The 11,204-nt window shown below is 40.2% G+C and carries 8 protein-coding genes and 1 pseudogene; all 9 read right to left on the bottom strand.

Translation table 11 applies throughout. The annotated features are described in order from the left end of the window. Positions 1 to 1,061: pseudogene (locus tag B4E62_RS21345) on the bottom strand (hypothetical protein); the annotation flags it as partial. A gap of 188 nt (positions 1,062 to 1,249) precedes the next feature. Further along, positions 1,250 to 1,681, bottom strand: a complete 432-nt coding sequence (locus tag B4E62_RS21340) for a hypothetical protein (RefSeq protein WP_331353477.1) — start codon at positions 1,679 to 1,681, stop codon at positions 1,250 to 1,252. A gap of 157 nt (positions 1,682 to 1,838) precedes the next feature. Continuing rightward, on the bottom strand, positions 1,839 to 2,792 hold the full coding sequence (locus tag B4E62_RS21335; protein WP_331353476.1) for an HNH endonuclease: 954 nt from the start codon (positions 2,790 to 2,792) through the stop codon (positions 1,839 to 1,841). 360 nt (positions 2,793 to 3,152) lie between these two features. Next, positions 3,153 to 4,076: a hypothetical protein gene (locus B4E62_RS21330; protein WP_331353475.1), complete on the bottom strand. Its 924-nt coding sequence runs from the start codon at positions 4,074 to 4,076 to the stop codon at positions 3,153 to 3,155. Beyond that, positions 4,069 to 4,851, bottom strand: coding sequence for a hypothetical protein (locus B4E62_RS21325; protein WP_331353474.1), 783 nt, complete (start codon positions 4,849 to 4,851; stop codon positions 4,069 to 4,071). Before B4E62_RS21325 ends, B4E62_RS21330 begins: the two co-directional genes overlap by 8 nt. 349 nt (positions 4,852 to 5,200) lie before the next feature. Continuing rightward, on the bottom strand, positions 5,201 to 5,830 hold the full coding sequence (locus B4E62_RS21320) for a hypothetical protein (RefSeq protein ID WP_331353473.1): 630 nt from the start codon (positions 5,828 to 5,830) through the stop codon (positions 5,201 to 5,203). A gap of 367 nt (positions 5,831 to 6,197) precedes the next feature. Further along, positions 6,198 to 7,880 carry a P-loop NTPase fold protein gene (locus B4E62_RS21315; RefSeq protein ID WP_331353472.1) on the bottom strand — a complete coding sequence of 561 codons (1,683 nt, stop codon included), beginning with the start codon at positions 7,878 to 7,880 and terminating at the stop codon, positions 6,198 to 6,200. 253 nt (positions 7,881 to 8,133) lie between these two features. After that, entirely contained in the window at positions 8,134 to 8,967 is an 834-nt protein-coding gene (locus B4E62_RS21310) for a hypothetical protein (RefSeq protein ID WP_331353471.1), read from the bottom strand. A gap of 410 nt (positions 8,968 to 9,377) precedes the next feature. Then, entirely contained in the window at positions 9,378 to 11,066 is a 1,689-nt protein-coding gene (locus B4E62_RS21305; RefSeq protein ID WP_331353470.1) for a cellulose binding domain-containing protein, read from the bottom strand. Positions 11,067 to 11,204: the final 138 nt, after the last annotated feature.

The following is an 11,204-nucleotide window of genomic DNA, read 5'->3' as shown; positions in this document are numbered from 1 at the left end:
ACGCGTTTTTCTACAGTTTCGTTAAGGGTATAAACACCGGCCATTGCGCCGCTGGAAGGTAAAATGTTGGCGTTGCTCAACACGTGATTAACAATTTGGTTGTAAGTTTGGCTGGAGGCAAGCAATGCGGCCTGTAACTGGCTATTGGACATTGGATTAGGTGGCGGAGCCTGAATTGTTGCGAGAATTTGCGCAGCAACCGGGTTAGGTGCACTCGGTGGATTCAACAAGGGTTCAAGCTGTTTGGTATCCCCGCCAAATAAATTGGTAAAGTCAATATCGCTTGGCTGCATAACAGTTGTGCAGATAAACGGATAATAACTCACACCATAACTCAAGCCGGAATTACCCGTGTTGTTACGAAATGCCTGAATGTCATTGGTATACAAAATAGGGTCAGGGCAAGCTCCGCCAATCACATCAAATATGCACACTGCTGTTTGCATAGTTTGCGCTTGTAACAACATGCTTTGCATCAAGGTGCCATTGTCAGCAATCGATAATAACGTTGCCTCCGGGCAGATATACATTGTCGGCTCGGGCTCATTTTGCAGAAGTGCCAAACCCGTTTGTAAGTCAGTTAATGTAACGTTGGGGTTAACCACCTGCACAGCAGGATCAGCCAATGGTTTTTTATTGGCAGGGCCATAACCACCCACCGAAACTATGTACGCAGCACCGCCTCCGTTTTGATAAAACAAACGCACACTGTTGTACAAATAATAAATAGTACTGGGATCCGGCAGAATGGAATAATAAGTGCCGGCCAACGTCATATAATCCCCTCTGGTTGGCATAGCTTGTTGAGCAATCAGATAATATTCAGGATTATATTGTTTAGCTGCATCCGCTGGAGGTGCGGGATTATCCAGCATAAAAATTGCCTGGAATTCCGCAAACGAATTTATTTTTTGCGGTTTATTGTGGTAAGACTCGCCCTGAAATTCTGCTTTCGGTGTATAACCAATAAACGCCGGGATGGCGGTAGCTACGGGGACAACAGAACTAGGAAAAGCGTTAAGTTCATCAACATAAACTCCGGGAGTTGAATGAGTTGCCATATTTATATCACCCTAATTTCCTGATTTGGTAATGTTAACCGGACTTTATTTCATCACCGCAAAATTCGATGGCAAGCCCAAGATTCGCACTTACCGTAGGTTGCTGGTGAGGAACGAACCGCAACATGACATTGCTTTCGATTGCAGATTGAAAGTATCCGCGCGCGAGTCGCAATAATTGTTAGGTTTTATTTAGCCTTAAAATTCAAAATCTCAAAATACCAATATTGATCAGTAAATTCAGTTTTAGGCTCTACTGAATAGTGGGATATGAATTTATATTCAGGGTTTAATTTGATTTCAGATTGGAACACTCCTTCACGCTCTTGCTTTTGTACGGATGAAATTAGTTCATGAATCCTATGCCCTTCACATTTGCTTTTTTTCCAAGGCTGCTTTTTGCCATATACACTTTGAGCGCGCGCAGTACAGGTGCCTTTACGAAAAGTTATTTTTTCAATCGTGTAGCCGAAAACGCCACCATGTCGCAGTGTATAGCTATAGGATTTTGGTTCATTTAAAAGCCAGCTACTTTTTAGGTCGGCAAGCTGATCTTCGGAATATTCAGAAGCCCAACTAAAAGAACTAAACAGCAACAAAGCGAAAATGGTGATTTTCATAATTTCCTAACACATTTCATAAGCTGTCCCTCTTAACTCGCAGGTTTGCTCTGGTGTAAATCGTCGATAATTTAGAAGGCACCCGTAGAGCGTATAAACGATGCTATTTAAAGTCAGTTAACGGCCAACAGCGGACATTGAAATGTGAATAGGTTTGTTATAAGTCATATGCCTCAAGCTCGTTAATTACATCGCTATCACATACGCTTTTAAGCTCATGAAAACTCAGCCTAAGGTGCTGCTCTCCAGCAGCAAAACAATCGATTTGATATTCAGAAAAAGTAAACAAAATGCAATACCTCTCTATGTTAAAAATGGAGAAGTTTACAAATTCTGGAGCTGTTCCCGTTGCAAGCCAATCTGGGTCATATTGTTTTTCCATTGAAAGCCTTTGCCTGATAAAATCTGCAAAATTAGTGAGGCTATTTTTGGCACCTACCAATGTTTCTATAGTGATCGGACGGAACGGACGAATTATAAAATTCTGTACACGAGTAGTCCTGCCTCCGTGTGCTGCTCCAGTGTAATATCGAAAAATATTGTATCGAACACTAATAATCTTAGGGTCTCGCCTCAATACATCATAAGTTCCTACTAGAGTACTTTTGGGGAGGCGTCCACCTATCTCGGGGTCACTTTCATCGCGCTCATAGTCGACATAGTCATCTTGCATTTCCCTAAATTCGGTAAGTAATTCATAGCCCCATGCTTCTATATTCCTAGATGCAATCCTCTCAACAGCCGTTTGAAAATCTGGAAAATCAAATTGAAATGTGTAGCCCGGAATTTCATCGTTTTCTTCAGCAAGGCGCCTTCTTATTTCCACAACTTCGGCTTCGAAACTACCTGAATCATTTTTGTAAAATTTGGTTGCTAGGTTTTCTTTATATTGCTGAAGAGACTTACGGTCAATTTCACCATTATGTGCACGCCGGTGACATATCGGACACAATGCAATTAAATTTTGATATTCATGAGCCTGGCAGGTTTCCCAGGGAATAATATGATGGATATCCAATTCGGTTTGGCCGCAGCGAGGTATGGCACAACGGTGCCCAGCCTCGACTAATACTGCTCGCTTGATTTCTGCGGGTATTGTCGGTCTACTCATAATTCTTCCATTGCTTATAGCCGAGCTAGGTGGCAGTTTGTAAGTTGTAGTTTTGTGAATTACTTTTTCGATGAAAACCACAATATAAATTCATTTTCATAGCATGAAGTTTATTTAAAGACCTAGATCAATAATAGTATTCAGCTAATAATAGTTTAAAAACAATCACAAATTGTACCGGAGAATATAGCATTCTTGAATGCTTCCAACTTCCGCTTCGGACACAACTGAGTCAGTCTGGATAGATTGAAATTTGGATCAGGTAAATTACATCGTATAACGCCAAGAGCGGATGTTAGTAAAGATACGCCCTATAGAGCCATTTCAAACCATTCCTTAAACAGGTTTTTAACTACTTCCTTATGATTTATCTTCCACTTTGACTTCCTGAATAAATCTTGATGTTATATAAATAATGAGAGATAAGCTGTCAGACGTTACTGATTCGTTATTTAAAAATTTATTATTGAGGCTATTTGTCAGCATCTTTCTTTCCGGCTTAGATAACCAAGCTGTCTTCTTCTGTTCTATTTTTTTTTCAGGTTCGATTTTTTTGCTCAGCAGATGTATTAATTCTTTGTAAACAAGATCAATGGCATCGTTATGGTTGTTACTGATTTTCGGGAGTATTTCTTTTGAAATATTTAAAGCATCAAGAACTGCCTTGTTTTTCCTGAGGCTTTTGCTATTGTCTACAGCATAGGTTATAAAGTTGCAATAAATTTTTTCTAAAGACGGATTCTCTAGCTCTTCTGTAGTTATAAAAACCTCTGGAGCCGAAGCCTGAATTGACGATCGAAAGTAAAGGCCTGGCTGATACTTCTTCGCTTTCTTTTCTAATGTTATGTTCTTTACTTTTACGTATTCAGATATATGATTTGAAATTATTTGTCGTGCTAAAAAATCCTTCTCAAACTTGCAGGAATAGAACTCAGGAATAACATGATTACAAAATTCACTAACGGCTCGATAGAAAAATGGCGCGTCTATATATGAACCAATCTTACCTTTCAAATATGGCTTGAGCTTGCTCTTCGACAATAAAGTTGATTCATTAAATTTATCTGACACTGCATAGAGCGCCTCATCACCCTCCTCAAAATAGTTTTCTCTTCCACATTCAAAAACGGATATCTCTGAACCACCAACCTTTTCAAAAGAATTAATTTTTTCATCTTCAATTACTTGAACAAAAAAGATTCCATTATTTTCAAAAATTGGAACAGAGAAAAATGGTTTGGGAGTCGTGGGCTCATAAAAACCGTAGAGCTTATATTTACTCATTACTAATAATCCCCTCTACTAGATATAGTTCTTTGGCTTTTGAATAAAATACGCTATTCATTTCGCTTGGTGAAAACTTATGCAAATCATAGGTGAAAAAATTAACATCATTGTCATCTAAAAAATTTGCCACTGCTGGATCATTCAATAGAGGGGCGGGTATTCCGAGTATTTTTATATCCTTAATTCCAATATTGGTTGGTTTGTTTATTTGAATTTCAATAGTGTTAGCTCGATCATCAAGTTTTTTGTCACGATCTTCCGCCAAGCGCAGCAATGTTTGCAGCTCGTATGCTTGAGGAGGAATGGATGCGTTATCCAGAGAGGGCGCTCCCTTAAAATAATTATTATTTGTTTCGTAAAAGAAAGAGATAAACTTTTGAATTGTTTCAAGGTTATTGTCAAGCTTAAAATTATCCAGTTTGAAATGATCTGCAATTTTTTGTGAAATAATTCCATCGAACGACCCAGAATCAAAAGGATATATCCTAACTATATCTTCTATGCTATTTGCATCTATCCCCCAGCACACAGGAAACATACTTGCATCTCCAACTTCGCTTCCTTCTTTTATTCTATAAGCGGGCTTTCCGTAAAAAAAATATAGTAATGGCTCATTAAATACCTTGCATGGTTTTGTATCCAGCCTAAGGTCATTAAAAATTGATCTGAAAGCATAACTTGTGCAAACATGAAACAATGGCATTAGACAAGGAGTAGTTTTACTTTTTGTAAGAATTACTTCCATGAAGTTTGAATTAATAATGGTGTCCAATTGAATTAGTGGCTCCAGATAGTTTTATAGTTTATACGTGCGCCTGACTCTCATTTCGGCTCACATACAGAATAATTTTTTATTATCGCACTCAAGAATTAATCCGGCTCTTTCTCCTTCGTCTCGCCTCCAGCTCATTGAGTCGCTACTTTTTCTCATATATGTACGTTATAGAAAAGAATTGTATATCTCAATGTCTAGCCCAACTTAGACATTGAAAGTCTGCTTTGGGCACAACTGCGTCGGTCTGGATACATGGAATTGTGGATCGAGTCAATTACATCGCATAACGGCCAAGAGAAGACATAGGAAGAACTAGGTCGCATATTAATCTTGCTATGCAAATCAACTACGACATGGTCGCTGCGCTGGCAGCTTTCTCAACCTCACCGATGCAACGAATCAACTCTTTGCCCTTTGTTGTAACGAACCACTTTCCAGACACATCATCTATCAGGCCTAAATCTGCTAAATAGACATGGTGAAAAGATTTTGGATCACGAGATATGCCCAAGGTGTATGCCGAAGCTAAAGCTTTTAGCAATAACTTAGTGATAGAGGAATGCTGAGAATACAACTCACTTAATACCATTAAGTCTGGGGCTGTAAGCTTCGAAAACAATCTAGCAATCTCTGGGTGCACACTCCCTTCAGTTAGTTCTCTTGCCGTTACATTCGCCCAAAGCGACCTCATAAAATCATCGCTTTGGCTGTCTACGTTTTCTAAAACGATATAAATAATTTGTGGTTTTACTACAACATTATTGAAGTTGGATATCTTTAATTTGGATATTTTTTCTGAAGCTTCTTCTAAAGTTTTTTTGGCAATTATTTTGTGAATTTCGGTTAAGGTTGAAAATTTATGCTCTATCAATTTTCCAACACCAACAGTAGTTGCTGTAACTGGATAAAGAAGCTTGTTAATCAAATCAACAGTTGCATACCAAACCTCTTTGGGGACTTCCTTTAGAAACTCCATTTAAACTCCCATAATTTTGTAATCAATTGATTGTAACCCTGCTGACTGCAAGCAGGACGCTGTTGCTTTCATCAACTCCTTTCGGCCGATGCTGTTGAAAAACTAATTCCAACTCTTTGTGCGTGTCTACAAAGATAAAAATTCGCTATTTTTCGTGTTGCTACGCGAATTCTGACTGAGTTGAGCAGCATTAAAATTCTCAAATTCACGTAGCGTATGATTGTTTCTATTTTCAACTCACGAGAAATAGTTTTTCAACAGCATCGGCCAATAGCAGACCCTGGCGATTAGTGTAAGTCGAGCACCGCTTCTTAACCTAAGCGCTAAGTACTTGACGCACCTTTCGTGAAAATATCTATACGGGCATTTACACACTCTCAAAATTTTCCATTAACGCATATTCATTAATTGCTCTAGTCAATATAAACTGTAGTCTACCGACATAATCCGGTTCCAATATTTTTCTGCTTGCATGAATAAAGTTTTTTAAACCATATTGAATGTCTTTATGAGGCACACCATGCCGCATCCACTTGAGATGCTGAGTAACAAAATCACAAAGCTCATCACCATTTAGTTCATTTAAAGTCTGAAAATATTGTTCAATTGTAGAGTTTTTTAAGGATCTCAATTCATCATCACCCCAGGCATCATCCTCGTATATTCGACTTACTGCCTCTGACAGAATTAAAGATGTCTGATGTCTTTCTAGCAAAAGCTGTAACTTATCTCTTACTCTAGGGTGTATTTCTTCAGCTATTGAATTTAATTCACGTTGAGTAATTCTCTGTGGCTCCGACCAATTATCAGCAACATTTAACCAAGCATCCAGCAATTTATTCTCTAGGCTGTTATTGCCAAACTCTTTGGCTATAGCAGCCAGTGATGAGACCTGGTTTGGATTTAGCTGATCGATCATTTCAGTAAAATAAGCAACCTCCTCTAAAAGGAGCTTAGTGTCGAAATTTCTATTCCAATAATAGTTTTTATAGAAATCGCGAAGCTTAATACGCAGTCGCTCTGCCTGCTCAGTAAAGCTATACTGCCTAAAAACTTCAATTAGTCGAGATTCATTTAAGTGCCCTGTGTCTATATAATCATACATGACATCCTCAAAATCATCTGCATGATAAAACCCTAACTCGTTAAGCAGTTCTTCCCAATCAAGTTCTTTTGAATCCGTTTTGTCATCCCTCGCTTGTAAATGTTTTGCATATGGATTGTAATTTTTTATAAATTCAAATGGAGGTTCATTTTGCAGAACCTTATAATGACAAGCAGTTAGCAAAGCAGTAGAAGCAACCCAAGCCGGATTTGATTTGTTACTTTCACCGACCACTCTTTCCACGCATTTAACAATTTTAAGAATTCGCCCAATTACACGGATATTATTGATCTTTAAAACGCCAATTGATTTTTTCACTTCCTGTAAGTTTTCACAGTTATCGCGAGCGAATACCATTTCAAAACATTCTTCTGAAGTTGGCTTATGTTTTATTTCAACATCTATAACTTTTTCATGCATCTCTGACCAAACTTTTTTCCCCAATAATTTGTCATCATTGAGAATAAGTAAGAATTTTACGTTGTGAAGCTCAGAGTATTCATCTAGAAAACCTAGCAGCTCATCAATCTCTAGTGATGCATGCTTTCTCTCAATGTCATCGATAACCACCAATCTATCACTGAGCAATTTTGGGAGCGCGAGATTTAAAGCTGAATCTGTTAACGAATAGTCAGTCCATTTTTCAATAAAATCTGAAAGAATCTTACCCATCTCTCTTACAGGATTTTTGTATTTTGAAGAAACATCAAAATAGATATTTTGACCGATTCTACCCTTAAGCTCGTTAATTGTTTTTACACCAAAAATGGATATATACACTGATTTCTTATGGACGGGTAGATCCGCATCAATTTCACTTTTAGCCTCGTTCCAAAGGTATGTTTTTCCTGTTCCCCACGTTCCTGTTAGTGCTGCCACTTTGATATCAATATCTCTCAGTGCTTCAACTAAAGCTTTTTTAGTGCTGATGTATTTATCAAGCATTTGTGCATTTTCCTTTAGAATGACAAAATCTTTTTATGGTTCGTAAAAATTATACGCAATAGTCAGATAGTTGCATCGACTTTGTCTTGAGGTTTAATGCCCGCTTTGGGCACAACGGAGTCGGCCTTGATACGTGGAATTGTTTATTGAGTCAATTACATCGCATAGCGGCCAAGAGCAGAGGTTGGTAATTAATAGTTTTTTTGTAATGGTTGCTCAACTAGCAGCCAAATTGAATCGCCAAATCAAAAAATCAAAATATTAAGTTAATGTAGGAGTCGGACATGTTTTTTGCGACGCTATCGATAAAAGACTCCGTATCACTGATCATTATTAACAAAGATGATTTTTCGATTACCAGTAGTGAACCATCTTTTCTTTTACCGCTGCGATGAACCAAATCATGTCGATCCCTTACATATCCAAACATCGTTTTAATAGACGGAAAGTCCATTTCAAATGTCGAGCGATACATCTCACGAACCTCGGGCAATTTATGATAGATCATATCAAGCATCACTATTTTTGCGGAATCCTTCAACTTCTCAGATTCTTTGAAAATATCTCTCAACTCAAATTTTCTTTTTCCAAACTCGGGATGAGTTGCTATAAAGTTTCTAAAATAGATGTCTTCATCCATTGTTTGGTTAATAAAGGTGTCTGATAAAAACGTCTCCATCAACCCAATTGTGCTAATAAATATTTGCCTGTAGAGAATGGGTTCAATATCAGGACTGACAGGAAGTTCGATTAGCTTTTTAAGGCAGGCTAACTCATTGGAAAAATGATCAAAAGGTGAATTGTTGTCAGTTACCGCATTGAATCGTTCTTCATAGTCGTAGCGCTCATAGTCAAATACAGCTGGATTTACTCGAACAACTCTCCCATCTTCTAGTCCTAATATTTTATCCAAAATATGTAATGGACACTCTTCTGAAAACTCCAAGCGATAGTAGTATATAAGGCCATCGGAAGACTCTTCAGTATCTATCTCATAGTGCAGTATATCTAGCTCCTCGGGAGTGATTCCCAAAGCGTCAGCGAGAGATTCAGCGGACTGAATCATGCTATCTTTTACTCCGGCCATATTTTTCTTCTTTTTTAGCTGATGATTTTCGTAGGCTTACTTTATTTATTAAGATATCTATTAACAGCTCTCGCATGAACTTCCGCTTTGGGCACGTTACTGTCCTTCAAACTGTTGCGGTTCGTAAACTCACCGGCAACCTACCTTGATGGTACTACTGGTCATGTAGGGCACTTTTGCGATATTCAGACGCTCTTCAAGTCGTAGCCAATTAAAGACTATCCCACAAGTAAGCGCCAACCAAAATTACACCTTATTACCACCCTACCCATTCACGCACCTCAAAAAAAATGGCAAAAAAAAGCCCGGCGCATTGGCCGGGCAAACCTGAGGGACAAACAAAACAACGTTAAAATTGACTAATAAATAAGAGCGCTATTTATATCACTGTTGCCTTCGCCTCACGGCAATTAGAACCGATTAAAGAAGTTCCATGCTCCAGAGCTATAGAATGAAGGCTGGGAATGCCCACCGTTGAACGAACACCAGACAACAGGTTTACCTGCTGCACAGTTTTGGTACTCCACACAGGGAGATGGCTGCACCGGCACAGTCGTGTTAGAGCAACCGTTAGCTCTGACATAAGCATCGCGGGCTTGAGCACCAGAGCTTTGGCTTACCACAGTGTCGTTATTGCCGTGCGCAATCCAGGCCGCAGTCGCTGAACCGCTATCCACATGAGGCGTCAAGAAGGCACCTGATACAGGCGCGATAGCACGGAAAGTGGTTGGCAACTCGCGGCCCACTGCAAATGACATCATGCCACCGTAACTCCAACCGGTAGAGAAGATACGGCTTTCGTCGATACACAGGGATGACTTCAATTGGGTTAGCATTGACTGCAAGAATGCTATGTCGCGGCCATTGGCATTTGTCCATCCGTCGGTGCCGGCGGCACGATCAGGCGCCACGAAAATCGCAGTGTTATTAGAGAGGCTTTTCATACCGTAGTAGCCTTGACCTACAACATCGTTCGCACTACCACCACGCCAGTGCCAACCGAAGACCAACTTGTAGGGATTGTTCTGGTTGTAGTTGCTCGGGATATCCAATACGTATTCGCGATTTAATCCGTTAACGCTGATGGTACGACGGCCATTGGTTAATTTAGCCGGGGCACCACAGCCAGTAGAACCGGCACGAGATGACGAACTGCTAGAGACCGAAGATGTGCTCGACGCGACAGAACTGCTTGAACGAGGCTCGCCAGTGACGCTACCGAAATTGATGTAGCCTTCGCAATGCAACCATTCGCTGGGCGCACCACCACCGCAACGGTTATTCCCCCAAGCGCCAGTATTTTCTGCCTGCGCTTCTGCTTGACGGGTTACACCGTTAACGTTGACGTAATCGATACGTACATCTGCATTGCCGCCATCATCATTGGCAAAGGTCACAACCACGTCGCCAACCAGAGCCGTTTCTACCGTGTAATTGTTCATGACGGTGCTCAACGTCCAGGACTGTACCTCAGTACCACCTACGCTGAGAGTGATGGATTCAGTCGCTGTTGTGCCAAGTGCACGCACAGTAATTGCGTTACGAGCACCTGTCGGAACAGATGAAGCAACGCGTGATGATGAACTTAATGCAACGGAAGAACTGATTCTTGATGATGAAACAACAGCAACGGATGAGCTGGAGCGCGAAGAACTTACAACAGGTGTGCTGCTTGCCGCTGAACTTGCCGGTGCGGCTGAACACAGAGTGCCATTAATTTGCGGGCGCTCGGCGGTAGCGCCATTTTTTACCCCTTGAAAACCGAACGACACAGTCTGCCCTGCGGCAATGTTGCCATTCCAGGAGACATTGGTTGCAGTGTAAGGATTGCTGCCCGACAGGTTTGCATTCCAACTACTGGTCACACGGTTATTGGCGTACTGCCAATTCACACTCCAATTATTGACTGGCGCCGCTGTATCATTTTTTATTTGGATACTGGCGACGAAACCATTGCTCCATTCGTTATCGATTTGATAAGTACAAGCAGCCGATGCAGTTTGTGCCGCTGCAGCCATTGCAGTCGCCATACCGAGAAATACAAGTGGTCGTTTTAAATGTTGTAGCCGCTGATGTGCGCTGGATTTACATGCGTTCATGGTTTTATTCCTTCATAAAAGGTACTAGAAAATCGCGAGTGCCGAACAATAATTCGCGATACCGAAGTAGGGTTGGCTGACGATAGTAAATTTTTATTTTTTTATTCTGATCGTTATTGTTGTTCGTTGATGAATACT

The sequence above is a fragment of the Cellvibrio sp. UBA7671 genome (assembly GCA_002483145.1).
Lineage (GTDB): Bacteria > Pseudomonadota > Gammaproteobacteria > Pseudomonadales > Cellvibrionaceae > Cellvibrio > Cellvibrio fibrivorans.
Note: the sequence above shows the minus strand (reverse complement) of the source record. Positions and strands in the feature narration are given on the sequence as shown.

What these genes read in the sequence shown, in the direction of transcription:
- B4E62_RS21335 (WP_331353476.1), bottom strand. Translation starts at nt 2,792, where the DNA reads ATGAGTAGACCGACAATACCCGCAGAAATCAAGCGAGCAGTATTAGTC.
- B4E62_RS21320 (WP_331353473.1), bottom strand. Translation starts at nt 5,830, where the DNA reads ATGGAGTTTCTAAAGGAAGTCCCCAAAGAGGTTTGGTATGCAACTGTT.
- B4E62_RS21310 (WP_331353471.1), bottom strand. Translation starts at nt 8,967, where the DNA reads ATGGCCGGAGTAAAAGATAGCATGATTCAGTCCGCTGAATCTCTCGCT.
- B4E62_RS21340 (WP_331353477.1), bottom strand. Translation starts at nt 1,681, where the DNA reads ATGAAAATCACCATTTTCGCTTTGTTGCTGTTTAGTTCTTTTAGTTGG.
- B4E62_RS21315 (WP_331353472.1), bottom strand. Translation starts at nt 7,880, where the DNA reads ATGCTTGATAAATACATCAGCACTAAAAAAGCTTTAGTTGAAGCACTG.
- B4E62_RS21330 (WP_331353475.1), bottom strand. Translation starts at nt 4,076, where the DNA reads ATGAGTAAATATAAGCTCTACGGTTTTTATGAGCCCACGACTCCCAAA.
- B4E62_RS21305 (WP_331353470.1), bottom strand. Translation starts at nt 11,066, where the DNA reads ATGAACGCATGTAAATCCAGCGCACATCAGCGGCTACAACATTTAAAA.